The 22,819-nt window shown below is 72.3% G+C and carries 19 protein-coding genes; 2 read left to right on the top strand and 17 right to left on the bottom strand.

What is annotated here, in order from left to right:
- Positions 1–645 carry a dienelactone hydrolase family protein gene (locus VM636_RS22635; RefSeq protein WP_338485484.1) on the bottom strand — a complete coding sequence of 215 codons (645 nt, stop codon included), beginning with the start codon at positions 643–645 and terminating at the stop codon, positions 1–3.
- A gap of 105 nt (positions 646–750) precedes the next feature.
- Here VM636_RS22635 and VM636_RS22630 point away from each other — a divergent pair, with 105 nt between their 5' ends.
- Positions 751–1,878 (top strand): mechanosensitive ion channel domain-containing protein, encoded by a 1,128-nt coding sequence (locus tag VM636_RS22630; protein ID WP_030417870.1) that lies wholly within the window; start codon positions 751–753, stop codon positions 1,876–1,878.
- 36 nt (positions 1,879–1,914) lie between these two features.
- Here the strand turns inward: VM636_RS22630 and VM636_RS22625 are convergent, their stop codons facing one another.
- The 4 genes from VM636_RS22625 to VM636_RS22610 all read right to left on the bottom strand — a co-directional run bounded on the left by VM636_RS22625 (position 1,915) and on the right by VM636_RS22610 (position 6,212).
- Entirely contained in the window at positions 1,915–3,501 is a 1,587-nt protein-coding gene (locus VM636_RS22625; protein WP_030417869.1) for a Na+/H+ antiporter, read from the bottom strand.
- 134 nt (positions 3,502–3,635) lie between these two features.
- Positions 3,636–4,580 carry an RluA family pseudouridine synthase gene (locus VM636_RS22620; RefSeq protein ID WP_053912607.1) on the bottom strand — a complete coding sequence of 315 codons (945 nt, stop codon included), beginning with the start codon at positions 4,578–4,580 and terminating at the stop codon, positions 3,636–3,638.
- A 127-nt stretch (positions 4,581–4,707) separates the two neighbouring features.
- Positions 4,708–5,301: a signal peptidase II gene (lspA, locus tag VM636_RS22615; RefSeq protein ID WP_030417867.1), complete on the bottom strand. Its 594-nt coding sequence runs from the start codon at positions 5,299–5,301 to the stop codon at positions 4,708–4,710.
- Positions 5,302–5,390: 89 nt separating this feature from the next.
- The gene (locus VM636_RS22610; RefSeq protein ID WP_053912606.1) at positions 5,391–6,212 is read right to left on the bottom strand and encodes a TraR/DksA family transcriptional regulator; all 822 of its coding nucleotides are present in this window, start codon (positions 6,210–6,212) and stop codon (positions 5,391–5,393) included.
- A gap of 634 nt (positions 6,213–6,846) precedes the next feature.
- Here VM636_RS22610 and ileS point away from each other — a divergent pair.
- Positions 6,847–9,993, top strand: coding sequence for an isoleucine--tRNA ligase (gene ileS / locus VM636_RS22605; protein ID WP_053912605.1), 3,147 nt, complete (start codon positions 6,847–6,849; stop codon positions 9,991–9,993).
- Between the two features lie 213 nt (positions 9,994–10,206).
- Here ileS and VM636_RS22600 read toward each other — a convergent pair whose 3' ends face one another.
- The 12 genes from VM636_RS22600 to murF all read right to left on the bottom strand — a co-directional run bounded on the left by VM636_RS22600 (position 10,207) and on the right by murF (position 22,815).
- A complete protein-coding gene (locus VM636_RS22600; RefSeq protein WP_030417864.1) occupies positions 10,207–11,412 on the bottom strand; it encodes a DivIVA domain-containing protein in 1,206 nt (401 codons plus the stop codon).
- A 55-nt stretch (positions 11,413–11,467) separates the two neighbouring features.
- Complete coding sequence (locus VM636_RS22595; protein WP_030417863.1) at positions 11,468–11,752, bottom strand: YggT family protein; 285 nt, start codon at positions 11,750–11,752, stop codon at positions 11,468–11,470.
- 72 nt (positions 11,753–11,824) lie between these two features.
- Positions 11,825–12,466: a cell division protein SepF gene (gene sepF / locus VM636_RS22590; RefSeq protein WP_030417862.1), complete on the bottom strand. Its 642-nt coding sequence runs from the start codon at positions 12,464–12,466 to the stop codon at positions 11,825–11,827.
- Positions 12,467–12,595: 129 nt separating this feature from the next.
- A complete protein-coding gene (locus tag VM636_RS22585; RefSeq protein ID WP_053912604.1) occupies positions 12,596–13,315 on the bottom strand; it encodes a YggS family pyridoxal phosphate-dependent enzyme in 720 nt (239 codons plus the stop codon).
- Between the two features lie 6 nt (positions 13,316–13,321).
- Positions 13,322–14,050 (bottom strand): peptidoglycan editing factor PgeF, encoded by a 729-nt coding sequence (gene pgeF, locus VM636_RS22580; protein ID WP_053912603.1) that lies wholly within the window; start codon positions 14,048–14,050, stop codon positions 13,322–13,324.
- Positions 14,047–15,249 carry a cell division protein FtsZ gene (gene ftsZ / locus VM636_RS22575; protein ID WP_030417859.1) on the bottom strand — a complete coding sequence of 401 codons (1,203 nt, stop codon included), beginning with the start codon at positions 15,247–15,249 and terminating at the stop codon, positions 14,047–14,049. Before ftsZ ends, pgeF begins: the two co-directional genes overlap by 4 nt.
- Positions 15,250–15,536: 287 nt before the next feature.
- Positions 15,537–16,331 carry an FtsQ-type POTRA domain-containing protein gene (locus tag VM636_RS22570; RefSeq protein WP_053912602.1) on the bottom strand — a complete coding sequence of 265 codons (795 nt, stop codon included), beginning with the start codon at positions 16,329–16,331 and terminating at the stop codon, positions 15,537–15,539.
- Positions 16,332–16,356: 25 nt separating this feature from the next.
- Complete coding sequence (gene murG / locus VM636_RS22565; protein WP_030417857.1) at positions 16,357–17,451, bottom strand: undecaprenyldiphospho-muramoylpentapeptide beta-N-acetylglucosaminyltransferase; 1,095 nt, start codon at positions 17,449–17,451, stop codon at positions 16,357–16,359.
- Positions 17,452–17,457: 6 nt separating this feature from the next.
- Positions 17,458–18,828 (bottom strand): putative lipid II flippase FtsW, encoded by a 1,371-nt coding sequence (gene ftsW, locus VM636_RS22560; protein WP_338485475.1) that lies wholly within the window; start codon positions 18,826–18,828, stop codon positions 17,458–17,460.
- A 74-nt stretch (positions 18,829–18,902) separates the two neighbouring features.
- A complete protein-coding gene (gene murD / locus VM636_RS22555) occupies positions 18,903–20,309 on the bottom strand; it encodes a UDP-N-acetylmuramoyl-L-alanine--D-glutamate ligase (protein ID WP_078855648.1) in 1,407 nt (468 codons plus the stop codon).
- Between the two features lie 8 nt (positions 20,310–20,317).
- Positions 20,318–21,409: a phospho-N-acetylmuramoyl-pentapeptide-transferase gene (gene mraY, locus VM636_RS22550; RefSeq protein WP_030417854.1), complete on the bottom strand. Its 1,092-nt coding sequence runs from the start codon at positions 21,407–21,409 to the stop codon at positions 20,318–20,320.
- Positions 21,409–22,815, bottom strand: coding sequence for a UDP-N-acetylmuramoyl-tripeptide--D-alanyl-D-alanine ligase (gene murF, locus VM636_RS22545; protein WP_030417853.1), 1,407 nt, complete (start codon positions 22,813–22,815; stop codon positions 21,409–21,411). The genes mraY and murF overlap by 1 nt, the downstream gene beginning before the upstream one ends.
- Positions 22,816–22,819 lie beyond the last annotated feature (4 nt).

Below are 22,819 nucleotides of genomic sequence, written 5' to 3'. Positions count from 1 at the left end.
CTACGCCCCTTCCGGCCCGCGGGTCACACGCGTCTGCTCAGGCTCGTCCGTCGCGTCCGTCCCGTCGCCGGGCTCCGCCAGCGAGTCGAGGAAGCCGAGCGCCACCCGCCAGGTGGCCTCGGCCGCCTCCTCGTCGTAGTCCGGCAGGCCGGGGTCGGTGTAGAGGTGGCCGGCGCCCGCGTAGCGGTACACCTCCACGTCGGCGCCGGCCCGGCCCATCCGCAGGTACCAGGCGCTGAGCCAGTCGTCCGTCTCGAAGGGGTCCGGCTCGGCCACGTGCAACTGCACCGGCAGGTCGTCCACCGAGGCGTTGGGCGCGATGTCCGAGGTGCCGTGCAGGAGCAGCAGGCCGCGCGCCTGGTGGTCGCCGAGGGCGAGGGTCTGGGCGATGGAGGCGCCGAGCGAGAACCCGGCGTACACCAGGCCCCGGTCCCCGTACGGGGCCGCCGCCAGCACGGCCCGCCGCAGCAGTTCCTCGCGGCCGATGCCCTCCTGGTGGGCCATGCCCTCCTCGACCGACTCGAAGGTGCGCCCCTCGAAGAGGTCCGGCGTCCAGACCCGGTGTCCGGCCGCGCGCAGCCGGCCGGCGGCCTCCCGGACCGCCGGTCGCGGGCCGTGGGTCGAGTGAAAGAGCACGATGTCCATGCGTCCATCGTGCCAGCCGGGCGGGACGGCGCGGGACACGGCGGCGGCCCGGACGGGACACACCTCACAGGTTCGCTCCGGGCGTCACCGGTTACGTTCGTGGTCATGGAGAACGTACTCCGCCCGCTGATCGTGGTCGGCGGCTGTGTCCTGCTCACCCTGGCCATCGGCTGGGCCACCGACCTGCTGCTGCGCAAGGCCGACGCCCGGCATCACGAGACCCCCCTGTGGGGCCTCCTGCGCCGGGCCAGTGTCCCCTACCAGCTCGTCCTGTGCGCGGCGCTGCTCAGAGGCTCCTACGACGAGGCCCGGCTGCTGGAGGGGCACCGGGTCGGCATCGGCCGCGCGCTGACCCTGGTGCTGATCGGCTCGGTCGCCTGGCTGGTCGTCCGCATCGCGGCGGCGGTCGTCGAGACCTCCTACTCGCGCTACGCCCACGCCCGCGCCCGGACCGATCCGGCGCGGGTCCGGCGGGTGCGCACCCAGGTGTCGCTGATCATGCGGGTCGTGACGGCCGTCGTCGGCGTGGTCGCGGCGGCCTCGATGCTGCTGACCTTCCCGGCGATGCGCGCCGCGGGCGCCTCGCTGCTGGCCTCGGCCGGTGTCCTCGGCATCGTCGCCGGCATCGCGGCCCAGTCCACGCTGGGCAACCTCTTCGCGGGCCTCCAGATCGCCTTCGGCGACATGGTGCGCCTGGGCGACACGGTCGTGGTGAACGGCGAGTGGGGCACGGTCGAGGAGATCACGCTGACCTTCCTGACGGTGCGCACCTGGGACGAGCGCCGGATCACCATGCCGGTGTCGTACTTCACGGCGAACCCGTTCGAGAACTGGTCGCGGGGGACGCCGCAGATGTCCGGGACGGTCTACTGGTACCTGGACCACTCGGCCCCGCTGGACGCGATGCGCGAGCGGCTGCGGGACATCCTGCGCGACTGCCCCGCCTGGGACGGCCGGACCTACAACCTCACCGTCACCGACACCACCCCCAGCACCATGCAGGTGCGGGCGCTGGTGACCGCGAAGGACGCGGACGACATCTGGACGGTCCGCGTCGAGGTGCGCGAGCGGATGATCCGGTGGCTGGCCGACGAGCACCCGTACGCGCTGCCCCGCGTCACGACCGCGACGGCCCCGCCGGTGCCCGGCCGCGACGGGGCGGTGCCGCACGCCCGCCCGGGACGGACCGGGGAGACCCGCCGCCGCGCGGAGCACCCGGCCGAGCACCGCTGACCGGCGCCGGGCGCCGCCGGCCGCGCCCGGCGCCGGTCAGCGCAGGCTGCGCACGTCCAGGTGGCGCAGCACCCGGTCCACGATCTCCGGATCGGCCCCCGGTTCGCTGCGCGCGGCCAGCACCTCGTGGCGGGCGGCGCTCAGCATCTCGCCCTGGATGCGGCGGATGCGGCGCAGCCGCCGGGTGCGCTGCCGCTGGGCCTCGTGGCGCTCCTCGTCCCCGAGGTCCGGGCTGATCCGGTAGCCGATGTCGAAGGCCCGCCGCAGCATCTGCTCGGCCAGGTCCTCCGGCAGGTCCTCGACCGCCTCGATCTCCCGCAGCCGCTGCCGCGCCGCCCGCGCGGCACGCACGGCGAGCTGCTTCTCGTACTCCTGCTCCCGCTCGGTGTCCGCGCGCACCCCGAGCCGGCCCACCAGCCAGGGCAGGGTCGTCCCCTGCACCAGCAGGGTCGCGATGATGACCCCGAAGGCGATGAAGACGACCTCGTCGCGGTGCGGGAAGGGCGAGCCGTCGTCCGTCCGCAGCGGGATGGCGAGCGCGAGGGCGACCGAGGCGACGCCCCGCATCCCGGCCCACCACATGACGACGGACTCCCGCCAGGTCATCGGGATGTCCTCGTCCTGGTCGTGCTTGGCGTGCAGCCACCGGGTCAGCCAGGTGGCGGGCAGCAGCCAGACCAGCCGGACCAGGACGACCACGCCGACCACCGCCGCCGCCCAGCCGAGCAGTTCGCCCCAGCGCCCGGAGGCGGTGCGGATGGCGTGGGACAGTTCCAGCCCGATCAGCCCGAACGCGACGCCGGTGACGAGGGTGTCGACGACGCCCCAGACGGTATGCCCGGTGAGCCGGGTCATCACGTCGTCGGCGCCGACCGCGTACTCGGCGAGGAACATGGCGGTGGTCAGCACCGCGAGCACCCCGGAGCCGTGCAGTTCCTCGGCGACGACGTAGGAGGCGTACGGCACCAGCAGCGTCAGCCCGATCTGGAGGGTGGCGTCCTCCAGCAGGTCGATCAGCTTGTACGCGCCCCAGCCGAGCGCGAGGCCCACGGCGACGGCGACGACGGCGGAGAGCACCAGGTCGAGACCGGCCCGCCACGGGGAGAAGGAGCCGCCGACGGCGGCGGCGATGGCCACGTGGTAAAGGACGATGGCCGTCACGTCGTTGAAGAGGCCCTCGCCCTCCAGGATGGAGACCAGGCGACGCGGCAGCCCGAGCTTTCCGGCCACGGCGGTCGCGGCGACCGGGTCGGGCGGGGCGACCAGCGCGCCGAGCGCGAAGGCGGCGGCGACCGGCAGTCCGGGCACGATCGCGTGGGCCACGGTCGCCACGCAGGCCATGGTGACGAAGACCAGGGCCACCGCGAGCAGGAAGATGGGCCGCCGGTTGGCCGCGAACTGGCGCCAGGAGGTGCGCCGCACGGCCGCGTAGAGCAGCGGCGGCAGCAGCGTGGGCAGGATCAGCTCGGGCGGGATGTCCACGTCCGGCACGAAGTCGAGCAGCGCCAGGGCGATCCCGAGGACGGTCATCAGCACCGGGGCGGGCAGCCGGAGCCGGTCGCCGAGGGGGACGCTCAGCAGGGACCCGAGCAGGAGCACGAACAGCAGGGCCAACTGATCCACGGTCAGCGCTCCGGTGGCGTCGGGGCGGGCACGGCGCTCCCAGCCTGCCACCGGCCGTCGTGATCAGCCGGTCGGCGCTCCGGTGCCCGGGGCCGCGCCGGGCGGCGGGGCCCCGGGGGCGGGCGGGGCGCCGCTCAGCCGTAGGTCTCCTCGCGGACCTGGTCGAGGGCCCGGCCGAGGTCGTCGGGGTAGTCGCTGGTGAACTCGACCCGTTCGCCGGTGCCGGGGTGGTCGAAGCCGAGCCGCACCGCGTGCAGCCACTGCCGGGTCAGCCGCAGGCGCTTGGCGAGGGTGGGGTCGGCGCCGTAGGTGAGGTCGCCGACGCAGGGGTGGCGGTGGGCGGCCATGTGGACCCGGATCTGGTGGGTGCGGCCGGTCTCCAGCGCGACGTCGAGCAGGGAGGCGGCGCGGAACGCCTCGATGAGGTCGTAGTGGGTCACGGAGGGCTTGCCGTCGGCGGTGACCGCCCACTTGTAGTCGTGCTGCGGGTGCCGGCCGATGGGGGCGTCGATGGTGCCGCTGGTCGGGTCGGGGTGGCCCTGCACGAGCGTGTGGTAGCCCTTGTCGACCGTCCGCTCCTTGAACTGGCGCTTGAGGGAGGTGTACGCCCGTTCCGACTTGGCGACCGCCATCAGTCCCGAGGTGCCCACGTCGAGGCGGTGCACGATGCCCTGGCGCTCGGCGGCGCCGGAGGTGGAGACCCGGAAGCCGGCCGCGGCGAGCCCGCCGATGACGGTGGGGCCGGTCCAGCCGGGCGAGGGGTGGGCGGCGACGCCGACCGGCTTGACGACGACGACCACGTCCTCGTCGTCGTGGACGATCTCCATGCCCTCGACCGGTTCGGCGACGATCCGCACGGGCGCGGGCGCCGCCGGCATCTCGACCTCCAGCCAGGCGCCGCCGCGGACCCGCTCGGACTTGCCGACCACCGATCCGTCGACCTGCACCTTGCCCGTCGCGGCCAGTTCGGCGGCCTTGGTGCGGGAGAAGCCGAACATGCGGGAGATGGCGGCGTCGACGCGCTCGCCCTCCAGGCCGTCGGGTACGGGCAGGGTACGGATCTCGGGAAGCGTGCTCACGCCGTCGAGTATGCCGGACGGCCGGGACGGGGCCGTACGCCAGCCCGTGCCGCGGGCTCCGGCCGGCGCCCGTTCCCGGCCGTGGGAGGGCGCCGGTGCCGCCCCGGGCGGGGCCCCGCGCTCCCGCTCAGTCCCGGTGGACGGTGCCGTCCGGGTCGAGGCCGCGGAAGGAGAGCAGCACGATCAGGATGCCGCCGCAGACGATCGCCGAGTCGGCGAGGTTGAAGACGGCGAAGTGCTTGGGTGCGATGAAGTCGACGACCGCGCCCTCGAAGACGCCCGGCGAACGGAAGATCCGGTCGGTGAGGTTGCCCAGGGCGCCGCCGAGCAGCATGCCGAGCGCGATCGCCCACGGCAGGCTGTAGAGCTTGCGGGCCAGCCGGGCGATCACCACGATCACGGCCGCCGCGATCACCGTGAAGATCACGGTGAACGCCTCGCCGAAGCCGAAGGCCGCGCCCGCGTTGCGGATGGCCGCGAGCCGCAGCCAGTCCCCGACGATCTCGATGGGCTCGTGGTGCTCCAGCTTGGCCACCACGATCATCTTGCTCGCCAGGTCGAGCGCGTAGGCGATGGCGGCGACCACGAAGAGCACCGCCACCCGTCGCTTGCCCCGGGGGCGCTCCGGGGCCTCGGCCTGCCCGGCGCCGGCCCGCTCCTGCCCGTCCCCCGCCGCCTGCGGGGTGTCCGGCGTACCGATGATGCGCTCCGCCTCTGCCACGTGAGTCCCTCAACCTAGGTACCTGACTGAGCACGAGGGTACGGCACGCCCCGCGCGTCCCACGTGCTCAGTCGTGGTCCGGCGCCCGGTCAGGGACGGCGTTCCTGTTTCTGCTTGCACTCGACGCACAGCGTGGCCCGGGGGAACGCCTGCATCCTGGCCTTTCCGATGGGTTGGCCGCAGTTCTCGCAGAGGCCGTAGGTGCCCGTGTCGAGGCGGTCGAGGGCGCGCTCGGTCTGGACGAGCATCTCGCGCGCGTTGGCGGCGAGGGCCAGCTCGTGCTCGCGGGTGATGTTCTTGGTGCCGGTGTCGGCCTCGTCGTCGCCCGCCCCGTCGCCGGAGTCGCGCATCAGCCCCTGCAGCGAGCGTTCGGAGGAGGAGATCTCGGTACGGAGCCGGTCGGCCTCGCTCTGGAGGCCGATGCGCGCCTCCTCGGCCTCCTCCCGCGTCCAGGGGTCCTCGCCGGGACGTACGGGGAGGTCGCCGGGGTCGGCGGCGCCGCGCGCCGTGGGCAGCTCGGACGTGGCCGTCGTGGCCGTGCCGGGGGTCTTCTTCGCAACCACTGTCGTGGCTCCCGTCTGCTCCGCGGCCCGCGCCGCGCCCGCCTTCTTGGCCGTGCTCTTCTTCTTGGCCGTGCTCTTCTTCGCCGTACTCTTCCCCGCGTCCGCGGCCTTCTTCGCCGCGGTCTTCTTCGCCGGAGCCTTCTTCGCCGCGGTCTTCTTCGCCGGGGGGCTCTTCGCCGCCTTCCTCGCCGGCGGCTTCCCGGCGGCGGGCGGTTCCTGGGCCGGGCCTGCGGCGGCCGGGTCCCGCTCCGCTCCGGGCGCCGGTGCGCCGGGCTCCCCGGCGGCGCCCTTCCCCGCCGCCGTCTCCCGCACCGCGGACTGCTTCGCGGCGGTCTTCTTCGCCACCATGGCCGCGGTCCCTTCACGTGTGGTGATCTTGCTCCCGCATCGTGCTGGGACGATAAATCGACTCCGGTCCCGCGGCAACGGGGCACGCCGCCCGATTCGTCCCGCCTCGTCCACCGCTCGCGGCGGGCATGCATGCGTTGTGCCCAGCTCGCCGCCGGGTAATCCGCCGAGCCGTCCCGGACCCCTCCCGTGCGCGCCCCGGACACCCGTCCGCGCCATTCGGGGCATCCCGCCCCAAAACCCACCCCGGACCCGTCCGCGGCACCCGGCCGTCCCGGGCCCCGGAAATCCGGTCGGCCGCCGGTCCCGCGGCGCCGTACACTGGGCGGAGCGAAAAGCGTGGATGGGGACGAGTAGCGACGCGAGCGGCCCAGAGCGACCCGGGGACGGTGTGAGCCCGGGGGCGAGCCCGTCGTGAAGATCACCCCGGAGCCGCCGGAAGAAAGCCGCAGCCCCCGGGCGCGGCGAGTAGAACCGGCCTCGTGACCCCAATGAGGGGGCTCACCGGTGCGCCCGAGGCACCGGGGGCCAAGGAGGGTGGTACCGCGGGAGCGCGCCGCAGGCAGCGGCGTCCGTAGCCTCTACGGCTCTCGTCCCTCCGACGGAAGGCAGCACGTCCGCCGGAGGAAGCTCGTTGAACACGCAGCCGCAGTACCGACAGGTACCCGCCCAGGTCGACCTGCCCGCGCTCGAACACGCGGTGCTCGACTTCTGGCGCGAGCAGAAGATCTTCGCGAAGAGCCTGGAGCGGTCCGAGGGCCGCCCCGAGTGGGTGTTCTACGAGGGTCCGCCCACCGCCAACGGCATGCCGGGCGCCCACCACATCGAGGCGCGCGTCTTCAAGGACGTCTTCCCCCGCTTCCGCACCATGCGCGGCTACCACGTGGCCCGCAAGGCCGGCTGGGACTGCCACGGCCTCCCGGTCGAGCTGGCCGTGGAGAAGGAGCTGGGCTTCTCCGGCAAGAAGGACATCGAGGCGTACGGCATCGCCGCCTTCAACGACAAGTGCCGCGAGTCCGTGCTCCGGCACACCGACGCCTTCTCCGAGCTGACGACCCGGATGGGCTACTGGGTCGACATGGACGACGCGTACGTCACCATGGAGCCCGAGTACATCGAGTCCGTCTGGTGGTCGCTGAAGGAGATCTTCGGCAAGGGCCTGCTGGTCCAGGACCACCGGGTCGCCCCCTGGTGCCCGCGCTGCGGCACCGGCCTGTCCGACCACGAGCTGGCCCAGGGCTACGAGACGGTCGTCGACCCCTCCGTCTTCGTCCGCTTCCCGCTCACCTCCGGCCCGCTGGCCGGCGAGGCCGCGCTCCTGGTGTGGACGACCACGCCGTGGACCCTGGTCTCCAACACCGCCGTCGCGGCCCACCCCGAGGTCACCTACGTCGTCGCCACCGACGGCACCGAGAAGCTCGTCGTCGCCGAACAGCTCGTCGCCGGCGCCCTCGGCGAGGGCTGGGAGACCACCGGTGAGACCTTCACCGGAGCCGAGATGGAGCGCTGGACCTACCGCCGCCCCTTCGAGCTGGTCGACTTCCCCGAGCCGGCCCACTACGTGGTGAACGCCGAGTACGTCACCACCGGCGACGGCACCGGCCTCGTCCACCAGTCCCCCGCCTTCGGTGAGGACGACCTCGCCGTCTGCCGCGCCTACGGCCTGCCCGTCGTCAACCCGGTCCGCCCCGACGGCACCTTCGAGGAGGACCTCCCGCTGGTCGGCGGCGTCTTCTTCAAGAAGGCCGACGAACGGCTCACCGAGGACCTGCGCGAGCGCGGCCTGCTCTTCCGCCACGTCCCCTACGAGCACAGCTATCCGCACTGCTGGCGCTGCCACACCGCGCTGCTGTACTACGCCCAGCCCTCCTGGTACATCCGCACCACCGCGATCAAGGACCGGCTGCTGGCGGAGAACGAGAAGACCAACTGGTTCCCGGACTCCGTCAAGCACGGCCGCTACGGCGACTGGCTGGACAACAACATCGACTGGGCCCTGTCCCGCAACCGCTACTGGGGCACCCCGCTGCCGATCTGGCGCTGCGAGCAGGACCACCTCACCGTCGTCGGCTCCCGCGCCGAGCTGACCGGGCTGACCGGCACCGACCAGTCCGCGCTCGACCCGCACCGCCCCTACATCGACGAGGTCACCTTCCCCTGCCCGCAGGACGGGTGCGGGACGACGGCGACCCGCGTCCCGGAGGTCATCGACGCCTGGTACGACTCGGGCTCGATGCCGTTCGCGCAGTGGGGCTACCCGTACAAGAACAAGGAACTGTTCGAGTCCCGGTACCCGGCCCAGTTCATCAGCGAGGCCATCGACCAGACCCGCGGCTGGTTCTACACGCTGATGGCCGTCGGCACCCTGGTCTTCGACAGGTCGTCCTACGAGAACGTGGTCTGCCTCGGCCACATCCTCGCCGAGGACGGCCGCAAGATGTCCAAGCACCTCGGCAACATCCTCCAGCCCATCCCGCTCATGGACCAGCACGGCGCCGACGCCGTCCGCTGGTTCATGGCGGCCGGCGGCTCCCCCTGGGCGGCCCGCCGGGTCGGCCACGGCACCATCCAGGAGGTCGTCCGCAAGACGCTCCTCACCTACTGGAACACCGTCGCCTTCCAGGCCCTGTACGCCCGCACCACCGGCTGGGCGCCGAGCGAGGCCGACCCGGCCCCGGCCGACCGACCGGTGCTGGACCGCTGGCTCCTGTCCGAACTGCACCGCCTCACCGACCAGGTGACCGAGGCGCTGGAGAACTACGACACCCAGCGCGCCGGCAAGCTGCTCTCCGCGTTCGTCGACGACCTGTCCAACTGGTACGTCCGCCGCTCGCGCCGCCGCTTCTGGCAGGGCGACAAGGCGGCCCTGCGCACCCTGCACGAGGTCGTCGAGACCGTCACCCAGCTCATGGCGCCGCTCACCCCGTTCATCACCGAGCGGGTCTGGCAGGACCTGGTCGTCCCGGTCACCCCGGGCGCCCCGGAGTCGGTCCACCTGTCCTCCTGGCCCCGGGCCGACCTCACCGCCGTCGACCCGGAACTGTCCCGGCAGATGGCGTTGGTGCGGCGCCTGGTCGAACTGGGCCGGGCCACCCGTGCCGAGTCCGGCGTCAAGACCCGGCAGCCGCTCGGCCGTGCCCTGGTCGCCGTGTCGGGCTTCGAGACCCTCTCCCCCGAACTGCACACGCAGATCACCGAGGAGCTGAACGTCGAGTCGCTCGCCTCCCTCGGCGAGGTCGGCGGCTCCCTGGTCGACACGACCGCGAAGGCCAACTTCCGGGCGCTGGGCAAGCGGTTCGGCAAGCGCGTCCAGGACGTGGCGAAGGCCATCGCCGCCGCGGACGCCGCCGCGCTCTCCCTCGCCCTGCGCGAGGGCACGGCCTCGGTCGACGTCGACGGGGAGACCGTCACCCTCTCCCCCGACGAGGTGATCGTCACCGAGACGCCGCGCGAGGGCTGGTCGGTCGCCTCCGACTCGGGCGCCACGGTCGCCCTGGACCTGGAGATCACCGAGAAGCTGCGGCAGGCGGGCCTCGCCCGGGACGCCATCCGCCTGATCCAGGAGGCGCGCAAGAACAGCGGCCTGGACGTGGCCGACCGGATCGCGCTGCGCTGGACGGCCACCGACCCGGCGACCGTCGCCGCGCTGAGCGAGCACGCCGGCCTGATCGCCGACGAGGTCCTCGCCACGGACTTCGCCCAGGGCGAGGCGGACGACACCTTCGGCGACGCCTTCACCGACGAGGGACTGAGCCTCGTCTTCCGCCTGCGCAAGGCCTGATCCGCCTGCCGGGCCCCGCACCCGGGACACGACGAGGGCCCGGCCTCCCCCCTTCGGTGGGGGGAGGCCGGGCCCTCGCGCGTCACGGCTCCCGCCTGCCCGCGGCCCCCGGAAGGACACGGCCCCGGGCACGCGAGCGGGCCCCGGGTGGTCACCCGGGGCCCGCTCTGAACGCCGCCGGCCGCTAGGCCGTACTACCGGTCACGAGAACCGTCAGTTGTCGTCCTCGTCGATCAGGAAACCGCGCATCGGAGACGGCGCCTGGCCCATCGGCGAGGGGCCCTGCGGACGCACCGGCGCCATCGGCTGGGTCATCGCCGGCGACATCTGCTGCTGGCCGCCGTAGGACGGACCGCCCGGGTTCGGGCCGCCACCCATCGACGGGTTGCCGCCGTAGGACGGGGCACTCGCGCCGGCCGGTGCCATCGAGGGCGCCGGGGACGGCGGCAGGGACGCCGCCGCCGGGGTCCGCGGCGGGGCCAGCGAGTCGTCGGCCTGGGTCTCCAGCTGGCGGAGCTGCGACTCCAGGTAGGACTTCAGCCGCGTGCGGTACTCGCGCTCGAAGCCGCGCAGGTCCTCGACCTTGCGCTCCAGCGTGGCGCGGGCGGACTCCAGGGAGCCCATCGCGACGCGGTGCTTCTCCTGCGCGTCCCGCTCCAGGGCGTCGGCCTTGGCACGGGCGTCCCGCTCCAGGCCCTCGGCCCGCGAACGCGCCTCGCCCACGATCTTGTTGGCCTCGGAGCGGGCCTCGGCGATCGCCTGGTCGGCGGTCTGCTGGGCCAGCGAGAGGACACGGGCGGCGCTGTCGCCGCCGGGGCCCTGACCGGGCATGCCGGGGCCACCCGGGCCGCCGGGACCCTGCGGGCCGCCCATGCCCATCGGACCGGGGCCCATCTGACCCTGCATCGGACCCTGGCCCATCGGACCGGGACCCTGACCCATGGGACCGGGACCCTGACCCATCGGACCCGGACCCTGGCCCATCGGACCGGGGCCCTGCGGACCGCCCTGCCCACCGGGACCGGCGGGCAGCTGCGGCGCACCGCTCGGCAGCTGGGGCGGGCCTCCCATGGGGCCGCCCATCTGCTGCTGCGGCGGGCCCGATATGCCGGCGGGCACCGGAGCGCCGGGGCCTCGCATGCCCTGCTGCTGCGGAGGCATCCCCTGCTGGGGTGGGTGCTGCTGATGCTGCTGATCCTGGGGCGGCTCGGGGGGCTTGCGCATGTTCTGCTGGTTCTGCGCGGCCGCGCGCGTGGCCGCGGCCAGCTTGGCCCGCAGGTCCTCGTTCTCGCGGAGCAGCCGGGTCAGTTCGGCTTCGACCTCGTCGAGGAAGGCATCGACCTCGTCCTCGTCATAGCCTTCTCGGAGGCGGACGGTCGTGAACTGCTTGTTCCGCACGTCCTCAGGGGTCAACGGCATCTCTTCACCTCAACGTAGTCGTCGGCATTCGGCAAGCCCGCATCTCTCTCATCGTTCACAGCCGGCTCACGATCGAGATCAGGATGTAAACGATGATCATCAGCACGAAGAAGGACAGGTCGAGCGCCACGCCCCCGAGACGCAACGGCGGAATGAACCGCCGCAGAAGCTTCAACGGTGGATCGGTGACAGTGTAGGTGGCCTCCAGAACGACCACCATCGCCTTGCCGGGATGCCACGAGCGGGCGAACTGGAAGACGTAGTCCATGACCAACCGGAAGATGAGCACGATGAGGAAGCACATCAGCGCGATGTAGACGACATCCAAGACCACGCTCATGACCTGGGCTTCCCTCTCCCCTGAACCATCCCCCGGACCCGTCCTCGGGCCCGCGCTCACCGGTGCTGCGTCTCAGCTCTGGTTGAAGAACCCGCCCTCTGCGATACGGGCCTTGTCCTCCGCCGTGACATCGACGTTAGCAGGCGACAACAGGAACACCTTCTGCGTCACCCGCTCGATACTGCCGTGAAGACCAAACACCAAACCCGCCGCAAAGTCGACAAGTCGCTTCGCGTCTGTGTCATCCATCTCAGTCAGATTCATGATCACCGGCGTGCCCTCACGGAAGTGTTCCCCGATGGTACGGGCCTCGTTGTAGGTCCGCGGGTGAAGGGTGGTGATCCGGTAGGGCTCTCGTTCCGACACGACCTTGGGCATGATGACGGGTGCGCTCTTTTCCAGGCTTGCGCGTTCTTGTGTGATGGACGCCACGGGCGCGATGCGCGCCGGACGGCTGGATTCCGCCCCGAGCGAAGCGGATCGGGGCACCGGCTCGCGCTGGGCCGGAGGTTGCACGACGCGCACCTCTTCGTCCCGCTGGGGCTGGTGTGATCCGTGCGACTGGTGAGGCGGCTCGTGCCGCCGGTGGTCCCGCTCGGGCTCGGGGTCGAGTTCCGGTTCGAAGTCGTCGTCGGGGTCGAATCCCCGGCCGTCGTACCCATCGTCCTCCACGAGGCCGAGGTAGACCGCCATCTTGCGCATCGCGCCGGCCATGCTCTGAGTCCTCCGCTCTGTGGTGGATCGGCTGACGACTGCCAAGTGCCCGCGATCCACGAGGTCGTTGCCTCCGCCTTTCGACGGTAATGACCATATTTTCTACTGTGGTCCGACTTCTTGGCGACGTTACCCGAGCCCGGGGCGGACTCCGAGTACCGCCGTACCGACGCGCACATGTGTCGCTCCGGCCGCCACGGCGTCCTCGAGGTCCGCACTCATCCCTGCGGAGACCATGTTCGCAGCCGGATGGGTCCGGCGCAGGTCGGTCGACAAATCCATGAGGTGATCGAAGGCCGCGCGTTGACGTCCGGCATACTCCCCGGTGAGCGGCGCGACCGTCATCAGGCCGTCCAGCCGCAGCCCCTCGGCCCCGGCGACCAGGTCGGCCAACTCCGCGACGCCCGAGGGCGCCACGCCGCCGCGCTCGCCGCGTCCGCTCGCCCCCGCGTCGAGGGCGACCTGGAGCAGGCAGCCCACCTCGCGGCCGGCCCGCACCGCCTCGCGCGAGAGGGCGGTCACCAGCCGCCCCCGGTCGACAGACTGCACGACGTCGGCGTAACCGACCACGGAACGCACCTTGTTCGTCTGCAACTGCCCGACGAAGTGCCAGGAGAGCGGAAGGTCCGCGCAGGCCGCCGCCTTGGGCGCCGCGTCCTGGTCGCGGTTCTCGGCGACGTGGCGCACGCCGAGCCCGGACAGGACGCGCACGTCCTCGGCAGGGTAGGTCTTGGTGACCACGATGAGGGTCACCTCGTCGCGGCGTCGGCCGGCGGCGGCGCACGCCGCGGCGATGCGCCCCTCGACTGCCGTCAGATTCGTGGCGATTTCGTGCTTACGGTCCGTCATGCCCCATCAGTCCAGCCAGACATAGCCCGCGAGCCGTCCGGTGACCCGGTCGCGGCGGTACGAGAAGTGGTCGTGCGACTCCCGGGTGCACACCGGGGAGCGCGTACGGTCGCGCACGCCGAGGCGCTCCAGTTGCGCGTGCACTCCGGCGCACACGTCGACGGCCGGTGTCCCCCAACTGGTCTCGGCGTACGCGGCCGGCTCCGTCCCGGCGACCTCGTCGCGCATCGCCGCCGGCACCTCGTAGCACCGTCCGCAGACGGCGGGTCCGGTGCGGGCGACGATCCGGGCGGGGTCGGCGCCGAGGCCGGTCATGGCCCGTACGGTGGCGGGGACCACCCCGGCGGCCATGCCGGGCCGGCCCGCGTGCGCCGCGCCGGCGACGCCCGCGACCGGGTCGGCGAGCAGGACGGGCACGCAGTCGGCGGTGAGGACGGCGAGCGGGAGTCCGCGCCGGGCGGTGACGACCGCGTCGGCCGGGGGGACCGGCCGGTCCCCCCAGGGGCCGTCGACCACGGCCACGTCGGCGCCGTGCACCTGGTCCATCCAGACCACCCGGCCGGCGTCCAGGCCCAGCGCCCCGGCGGCGAGCCGCCGGTTGGCCAGGACGGCGGCGGGGTCGTCGCCGACCGCGCCGCCGAGATTCAGCTCCTCGTGCGGAACGGCGCTCACTCCGCCCCACCGGTCGGTGAAGCCGAAGTGCGCGCCGTTCACGGTGTCACGCTGTCCTATCACTTCAGGAAGTCCGGCACGTCCAGTTCCTCGGCCGCGCTGTCCGAGTAGGTACGGGAGGGCGGCACGGGCGGGGCGGTCAGCGGCGGGAGGTCGTCGACCGGCTCCGGCACGACCGGCTCCGGGTCCTCCTTGGGCTTGACGCTGCCGAGCGAGCCGAAGGTGGGGCGGCTCTCGGGCTGCCGGACCGGGGCGGGCTGCTCCTCGCGCTTGGCGGAGGAGGAGCCGAGGACGTTGTCCCGCTTGGCGGGGGGCTGGCCCCCGTCGAAGCCGGCGGCGATCACGGTGACCCGCACCTCGTCGCCGAGGGCGTCGTCGATGACCGCGCCGAAGATGATGTTGGCCTCGGGGTGGGCGGCCTCGCTGACGAGCTGGGCGGCCTCGTTGATCTCGAACAGGCCGAGGTCGGAGCCGCCGGAGATGGAGAGGAGCACGCCCCGGGCGCCGTCGATGGACGCCTCCAGCAGCGGCGAGGAGATCGCCATCTCGGCCGCGGCCACCGCGCGGTCGTCGCCGCGGGCCGAGCCGATGCCCATGAGGGCCGAACCGGCCTCGGACATGACCGACTTGACGTCGGCGAAGTCCAGGTTGATCAGGCCGGGGGTGGTGATGAGGTCGGTGATGCCCTGCACACCGGAGAGCAGCACCTGGTCCGCGGACTTGAAGGCGTCGAGCACGCTGACCTGACGGTCCGAGATGGACAGAAGCCGGTCGTTGGGGATGACGATGAGGGTGTCGACCTCTTCGCGGAGTTCGGCGATGCCGTCCTCGGCCTGGTTGGCGCGGCGCCGTCCCTCGAAGGTGAACGGGCGGGTGACCACGCCGATGGTGAGGGCGCCCAGCGAACGGGCGATGTTGGCCACGACGGGCGCCCCGCCGGTGCCGGTGCCGCCGCCTTCACCGGCTGTCACGAAGACCATGTCGGCCCCCTTGAGGACCTCCTCGATCTCCTCGCGGTGGTCCTCGGCCGCCTTGCGTCCGACGGCCGGGTTCGCTCCGGCGCCGAGTCCGCGGGTGAGTTCGCGGCCGACGTCCAGCTTGACGTCGGCGTCGCTCATCAACAGAGCTTGCGCGTCCGTGTTGATGGCGATGAACTCGACGCCCTTGAGACCGACCTCGATCATCCGGTTGATGGCATTGACACCACCGCCGCCGACACCGATGACTTTGATGACTGCGAGGTAGTTCTGCGGTGCTGCCACGTCGAAGGCCTCTCGCCTCGAGTTACGTGTCGCCGGATCGGCCGGAGCACTGCCGCTCCGCGACCCGACGACTGATGCCGATGGGACGGTCCGTAGCCCCGACCCGAACCCTAAAGCTCAAGTTTAGGGTTACCAGTGTGTCCGCTCCTTGGAGTCTTCCGAACAGGACACTAAGTCGACAAGCGGCGCGCGTTCAACGAACACGCCGAACCTCCCTTTTTTCTTTTCACCCTATGTGATCAGCCGTAGCGCTGCCCAGCCAGGGTGCTGGCCTGCACATATGCCCGTCAACTCGCCGATGACGCCGGGGCGGTGGGCACACTCACGTCGAAGTGACGTGCGTCCGGGGCCGCTTTCATGAGAGCGGTGAGCACCCGGGCCTTGTCTTCACCGAGTTCACCACTTCCCCACGTCACCGTCCGGTCGTCGGTCAGCTCCAGCGCGATGTCGTCGAAGGAACGGACGGTGATCTCGCGGGTCACCCGGGCGACGGGCTTCGGGACGCGGCGGGCGACCCGCACCGCCTCGCGCACCAGCCGGTCCTCGCCGAAGCGGCGCACGCTGGCGGCGGCCGGGCCGGACCGGGCGGGTTCGAGCCGCAGCACCGGCACGCCCTTCGGGGCCCGGGGCACTGTGGCGTAGCGGACGCCGTCGTCGTCCACCTCGACGAACTCGGCGCCCTTGCGCACCACCAGGACGGGAGTACGCTCCGTCACCCTCAGCACGATGCCGTCCGGCCAGGAGCGCTCCACGTCGACCGTGTCGATGCGGGGCAGTTCGCGGCCGAGGCGTGCGGCGAGGGCGCCGGTGTCGACGGAGACCAGCGGGTCGCCGAGGGGCACGTCGGCCGCCTCGCGGACCTCTGCGGGGGTCAGCACACGGGTGCCGGAGACCGACACGCGTTCCACCCGCAGCCAGTGTGAACCGTAGAGCAGCCAGACGGCCGCGCCGGTGGCGAGCACGAGGCCGGCCACCGAGATGATGATCGTACGGAGCCGGGGCCGCCGGAAACGCCCCGCGGGGGGCGGGCCGGACGACTCCCGTCGGCGTTCACCGCGTTCGGCGGTGGTCGTTCCGGCCACGCTCCCTGCCTTCCGTCATCCGTCCCTAGCGATGCGCACGGGCGGCGATCGCCTCGTACACCATGCCGACGAGGAGGTCGTCGGCGTCCCGGCGGCCGAACTCGGCGGCGGCGCGGGACATCTCGTACAGCCGGTGAGGGTCGGCGAGCACGGGCAGGACGTTCTGCTGCAGCCACTCGGGCGTCAGTTCCGCGTCGTCGACCAGCAGTCCGCCGCCGGCCTTGACCACCGGCTGGGCGTTGAGCCGCTGTTCGCCGTTGCCGATGGGCAGCGGGACGTAGGCGGCCGGGAGCCCGACGGCGGAGAGTTCGGCCACGGTCATCGCGCCCGCGCGGCAGAGCATCATGTCGGCCGCGGCGTACGCGAGGTCCATCCGGTCCAGGTAACTTACCGGGAGGTACGGGGGCATCCCCGGCATCTGCTGGACCTGCGGCAGTTCGTTCTTGGGGCCGACCGCGTGCAGGATCTGGATGCCCGCCTGCTGGAGCCACGGGGCGACCTGCTGGACCACCTCGTTGAGCCGCCGGGCACCCTGCGAGCCGCCGGAGACCAGCAGCGTCGGCAGGTTGGGGTCGAGCCCGAAGGCGGCGCGGGCCTCGGGGCGCACCGCGGCGCGGTCGAGGGTGGCGATGGCGCGGCGCAGCGGGATGCCGATGTACCGGGCGTCGCGCAGCTTGCTGTCCGGGGTGGAGACGGCGACCTGGCTGGCGTAGCGCGAACCGATCTTGTTGGCGAGGCCGGGGCGGGCGTTGGCCTCGTGCACGATGATCGGCACGCCGAGCCGCTTGGCCGCGAGGTACCCGGGCAGCGCGACGTAGCCGCCGAAGCCGACCACGGCGTCCGCCTTGGTGCGCTCCAGGATCTGCTCGGTGGCCTTGATGGTGCCGCGCAGCCGGCCCGGGACGGTGATCAGCTCGGGCGTGGGCTTGCGGGGCAGCGGTACGGCCGGGATCAGGGCCAGCTCGTAGCCGCGCTCGGGCACGAGCCGGGTCTCCAGGCCGCGTTCCGTGCCCAGGGCCGTGATGCCCACGGTCGGGTCCTGCCTGCGCAGGGCGTCCGCGAGGGCGAGCGCGGGCTCGATGTGGCCCGCGGTTCCTCCGCCGGCGAGTACGACATGCACCGAAATTCACCGCTCTCCGGACGAACGCGCCGCCGAGGCACGCCGTCGCATCGTGTTCCAACTCCGGGGGTTCCGTTTGGACCCGGTGCCCCCGGTCCCCCGCTTTCTACCAAAGCGGGGTTGCCGCAACGCAAGCGCCGCCCGCGCACCGGGCTCTTCCCGCGCGAAGGCGATCAGCAGCCCGATGGCGAACATGGTCGGCAGCAGGGCGGAGCCCCCGTAGGAGAACAGCGGGAGGGGGACGCCGGCGATCGGCAGCAGTCCGAGGACCGCGCCGAGGTTGATCACGGTCTGCGCCATGATCCAGGTGGTCACGCCTCCCGCGGCATACCTCACGAAGGGGTCCTCCGTGCGTCCGGCCACGCGAATACCCGCATAGCCTAGAGCCGCGAACAGGGCGAGCACCGACAGCGTCCCCATCAGACCCAGTTCCTCCCCGGTGATGGCGAAGATGAAGTCCGTGTGGGCTTCGGGGAGTTGTCCCCATTTCTCCACGCTGGCACCGAGTCCGGAGCCGAACAGGCCGCCGGAGGCGAGGGCGTAGAGGCCGTGCACCGCCTGCCAGCAGATGTCCTGCGGGCCGGGGTCGGTGGCGCCGATGCAGCTCATCCGGTCCATGCGGTTGGAGCTGGTCTTGATCAGGTACCCGCTGACCAGCGCGGCGACCGCCAGCACCCCGGCGAAGAGCCGCGTGGGCGCCCCGGCCAGCCAGAGCAGGCCGAAGAGGATCACGGCCAGGATGACCGCGGTGCCCATGTCGCTGCCGATCATGATCAGCCCGAGCAGCAGGAAGGTGGCCGGCACCAGCGGCACCAGCATGTGCTTCCACTGGGCCAGCAGGTTGCGGTCCTCCTTGCGGGCGAGCAGGTCGGCGCCCCACAGGATGAGGGCGAGCTTGCCGAACTCGCTGGGCTGGACGAGGAACGAGCCGCCCAGCGAGATCCAGTTCTGGTTGCCGTTGACGGCCACACCGATCCCCGGCACCTGCACGAGGGCCATCAGGCAGACGGCGACCGCGAGGAACGGGTAGGCCAGCGCACGGTGCAGCTTCACCGGCATCCGCATGGCGGCCGCCAGCAGCCCGGCGCCGATCAGCGCGGCCAGGAACTGCTTGCGGAAGAAGTACGAGCCGGGCAGCGAGAGCTGGAGCGCGGTGATCTGCGAGGCCGAGTAGACCATCACCAGACCGAGCACGGTGATGAGCAGGCTGCTGCCGAGGATCAGGTAGTACGCGGTGAGCGGGCGGTCCCAGGCGCGGCGCAGCCGGGTGTGCAGGCGGCGCAGCGCGTTCTCGCGCGCCGGGCGGGGCGGGCGGGCCGCCGACGGCCGTCTGACGGCCCGCTGGACGGGCGGACGCCCGGTACGGCTAACGGGCATCCGTGCCTCCGCTGTACGTCGGCCTGGACCGTCCCACGCGTCCCTCCCGAGGTCGCCCGGCGCAGGCGGCCGGGTCAGGCGCCGAGTTCGCGCACGGCCTGTGCGAAGGCCTCGCCGCGCCGGTTGTAGTTGGTGAACATGTCCATGGAGGCACAGGCCGGGGCCAGCAGCACCGTGTCGCCCGGCCGGGCGAGCCGCCGCGCCTCCTGGACCGCCTGGAGCATCGCCCCAGTGTCGGTCCGGTCGAGGTCGACCACGGGTACCTGCGGGGCGTGTCGCGCCAGGGCTTCGCGGATCAGGGCGCGGTCGGCGCCGATCAGGACGGCGCCGCGCAGCCGCCCCGCCGCCGCGGCGACCAGTTCGTCGAAGGTGGCGCCCTTGGCGAGCCCGCCGGCGATCCACACGATCGACTCGTAGGACGCCAAGGAGGCCGACGCGGCGTGGGTGTTGGTGGCCTTGGAGTCGTCGACGTAGGCCACCTGGTCCACGTCCGCGACGTGCGCGATGCGGTGGGCGTCGGGCCGGAAGGCGCGCAGCCCGTCGCGCACGGCCGCGGCGGGGACGCCGAAGGCGCGGGCGAGGGCCGCGGCGGCCAGGGCGTTGGCGACGTTGTGCGGGGCGGCCGGGACCACGTCGGAGACCTCGGCCAGCTCCTGGGCGCTGCGGTGCCGGTCGGCCACGAAGGCGCGGTCGACCAGGATGCCCTCCACCACGCCGAGTTGGGAGGGGCCGGGGGTCCCGAGGGTGAAGCCGATCGCCCGGCACCCCTCCTCGACGTCGGCGGCGCGGACCAGCTCCTCGGTGGCCGGGTCGGCGGCGTTGTACACGCAGGCGACCCGGTTGCCCTCGTAGACCCGGCCCTTGTCGGCCGCGTACGCCGCCATCGAGCCGTGCCAGTCGAGGTGGTCGGGGGCGAGGTTGAGCACCGCCGCCGAGTGGGCGCGCGGCGAGGGCGCCCAGTGGAGCTGGTAGCTGGACAGCTCCACGGCGAGGACGTCGTACTCCTCCTCGCCGGTGACCGCGTCCAGCACGGAGACGCCGATGTTGCCGACGGCCGCCGTGCGCAGGCCGGCCGCGGTCAGGATGGCGGCCAGCATCTGCACGGTGGTGGTCTTGCCGTTGGTGCCGGTGACGGCCAGCCAGGGGGCCGCGTCCGGTCCGCGCAGCCGCCAGGCCAGCTCGACGTCGCCCCAGACGGGGACGCCGGCGGCCTCGGCGGCGGCGAACAGCGGCTTGTCCGGCGGCCATCCGGGCGCCGTGACGATCAGCTCGGTGCCCTCGGGCAGGGTCGCCCCGTCGCCGAGGCGCACGGTGACGCCGAGCGCCCGCAGCTCCTCGGCCTGTGCCCGCGCGCGCTCGTCGTCGCCGTCGTTGACGACGGTGACGCGCGCGCCGAGGCCGGTGAGGACCTTGGCCGCCGGGACGCCGGAGACGCCCAGTCCCGCGACGGTGACGTGCTTGCCCCGGAATTCCGAAGGCACCGAGGAGGTCACTTGTCCGCTGCCCATCCCGCGTAGAAGAGTCCCAGTCCGACGATCACGCAGATGCCCTGGATGATCCAGAAACGGACCACGACCAGGACCTCGGACCAGCCTTTGAGTTCGAAGTGGTGCTGGAGCGGTGCCATGCGGAAGACCCGCTTGCCGGTGAGGCGGAAGGAGCCGACCTGGATGACCACCGACATGGTGATGAGGACGAACAGACCGCCGAGGATGGCGACCAGCAGCTCGGTGCGCGAGCAGATGGCCAGGCCCGCGAGGACGCCGCCCAGCGCCAGCGAACCGGTGTCGCCCATGAAGATCTTGGCGGGCGAGGTGTTCCACCACAGGAAGCCGAGGCAGGCGCCCATCAGGGCGGAGGCGACCACCGCGAGGTCGAGCGGGTCCCGTACCTCGAAACAGGCGTTGGGGTTGGTCAGGGTCTGCGCGTTGGCACAGGACTCCTGGTACTGCCAGACGCCGATGAAGGTGTAGGCGCCGAAGACCAGCACGGACGCGCCGGTGGCCAGGCCGTCCAGACCGTCCGTCAGGTTCACGCCGTTCGACATCGCGAGGATCATGAACAGCGCCCAGACCACGAACAGCACCGGTCCGATGGTCCAGCCGAAGTCGGTGATGAACGACAGCTTCGTGGACGCCGGGGTGTTGCCCCGGTTGTCGGCGAACTGGAGCGCGAGCACCGCGAAGGCGATGCCGACGATGAGCTGGCCGGCCATCTTCGCCTTGGCCCGCAGGCCCAGTGAGCGCCGCTTGACGATCTTGATGTAGTCGTCGAGGAAGCCGACCAGGCCCATCCCCGCCATCAGACCGAGCACCAGCAGGCCCGAGAAGGTCGGGGTCGCGTCGGCGTTCTCGTCGACGTACCCCGTGATCACCTTCGCCAGGAAGTACGCGGCGATCGTCGCCAGGATGAAGGCGATGCCGCCCATCGTCGGCGTACCGCGCTTGCTGGCGTGCTCGCGCGGGCCGTCGTCGCGGATGTACTGGCCGTACCCCTTGCGGGCCAGGAGCTTGATCAGCAGCGGGGTGCCGACCAGCGTCAGGAAGAGGCCGATGACTCCCGCGAACAGGATCTGCTTCATCATCGGGCGGCGACCTCACCCTCGGCGCCGGCATCGAGCAGCGCCGCGGCGACGCTCTCCAGTCCCACCGATCGGGACGCCTTCACGAGCACGACGTCCCCCGGGCGCAACTCGCTGCGCAACAGGTCGACCGCCGCCTGTGCGTCGGACACGTGCACCGACTCCTCACCCCATGAACCCTCGTTGTATGCGCCCAGTTGCAGCCAGGCGGCTTCCCTGCCCCCGACCGCGACGAGCTTGCTGACGTTGAGCCGGACGGCGAGCCGTCCGACCGCGTCGTGCTCGGCGAGCGCCTCGTCCCCGAGCTCGGCCATCTGGCCGAGCACCGCCCACGTGCGACGTCCCTTGCCCATGGCCGCCAGCGCGCGCAGCGCGGCACGCATGGACTCGGGGTTCGCGTTGTAGGCGTCGTTGACGACGGTCACGCCGTCCGGGCGCTCGGTGACCTCCATCCGCCAGCGGGAGAGGGAGCCCGCCTCGGAGAGCGCGGTGGCGATCTCGTCTGCGGACATGCCCAACTCGTGGGCGACGGCGGCCGCGGCGAGCGCGTTCGACACGTGGTGCTCACCGTACAGGCGCATGGTCACATCACGTGCACCGGAGGGTGTGTGAAGCCGGAAGGAAGGCTGTCCGCTGTCCGTGAGTCTCACGTTCTCGGCGCGAACGTCCGCTTCGCCGGACTCTCCGAAAAGGATCACCTTCGCCTTCGTACGGGAGGCCATGGCCCGTACGAGGGGGTCGTCCGCGTTGAGGACGGCCACGCCGTCCTCGGGCAGCGCCTCCACCAGCTCGCCCTTGGCCTCGGCGATCTGCTCCCGGCCGCCGAACTCGCCGATGTGGGCGCTGCCGACGTTGAGGACGAGGCCGACGGAGGGCGGGGTCAGTCCGGCCAGGTAGCGGATGTGGCCGATGCCCCGCGCGCCCATCTCCAGCACGAGGAAGCGGGTCTCCTCGGTGGCGGTGAGGGCGGTCAGCGGCAGCCCGATCTCGTTGTTGAGCGAGCCCGGCGTGAACACCGTCGGCGCCTTGCTCCGCAGCACCTGGGCGATGAGGTCCTTGGTGCTGGTCTTGCCGGCCGACCCGGTGAGCGCGACGAGGGTGGCGCCGAGCCGGCGGACCACGTGCCGGGCGAGGGCGCCGAGGGCGGCCTGCACGTCGTCGACGACGATCGCGGGCACGCCGACGGGCCGGGAGCCGAGCACGGCCGCCGCTCCCGCCCCGACGACCGCCGACGCGAAGTCGTGGCCGTCGACGCGCTCGCCGACGAAGGCGACGAAGAGGCAACCGGGCCCGGCCTCCCGGGAGTCCCGGACGACCGGCCCGGTGACCCGGACGGACGCGTCCGGTATGTCGTGCGTCTGCCCGCCGACGACTTCTGCGATCTCGGCGAGGGAGAGGGCGATCACAAGT

Source organism: Streptomyces sp. SCSIO 75703 (assembly GCF_036607905.1).
Lineage (GTDB): Bacteria > Actinomycetota > Actinomycetes > Streptomycetales > Streptomycetaceae > Streptomyces.
This window is presented reverse-complemented; position numbering and strand designations above follow the sequence as displayed.

Bases quoted from the DNA above. Each gene is read 5' to 3' on its own strand.
- VM636_RS22635 (WP_338485484.1), bottom strand. From the start codon at position 645: ATGGACATCGTGCTCTTTCACTCGACCCACGGCCCGCGACCGGCGGTC.
- VM636_RS22630 (WP_030417870.1), top strand. From the start codon at position 751: ATGGAGAACGTACTCCGCCCGCTGATCGTGGTCGGCGGCTGTGTCCTG.
- VM636_RS22610 (WP_053912606.1), bottom strand. From the start codon at position 6,212: ATGGTGGCGAAGAAGACCGCCGCGAAGCAGTCCGCGGTGCGGGAGACG.
- VM636_RS22600 (WP_030417864.1), bottom strand. From the start codon at position 11,412: ATGCCGTTGACCCCTGAGGACGTGCGGAACAAGCAGTTCACGACCGTC.
- VM636_RS22595 (WP_030417863.1), bottom strand. From the start codon at position 11,752: ATGAGCGTGGTCTTGGATGTCGTCTACATCGCGCTGATGTGCTTCCTC.
- sepF (WP_030417862.1), bottom strand. From the start codon at position 12,466: ATGGCCGGCGCGATGCGCAAGATGGCGGTCTACCTCGGCCTCGTGGAG.
- VM636_RS22585 (WP_053912604.1), bottom strand. From the start codon at position 13,315: ATGACGGACCGTAAGCACGAAATCGCCACGAATCTGACGGCAGTCGAG.
- ftsW (WP_338485475.1), bottom strand. From the start codon at position 18,828: ATGCCCGTTAGCCGTACCGGGCGTCCGCCCGTCCAGCGGGCCGTCAGA.
- mraY (WP_030417854.1), bottom strand. From the start codon at position 21,409: ATGAAGCAGATCCTGTTCGCGGGAGTCATCGGCCTCTTCCTGACGCTG.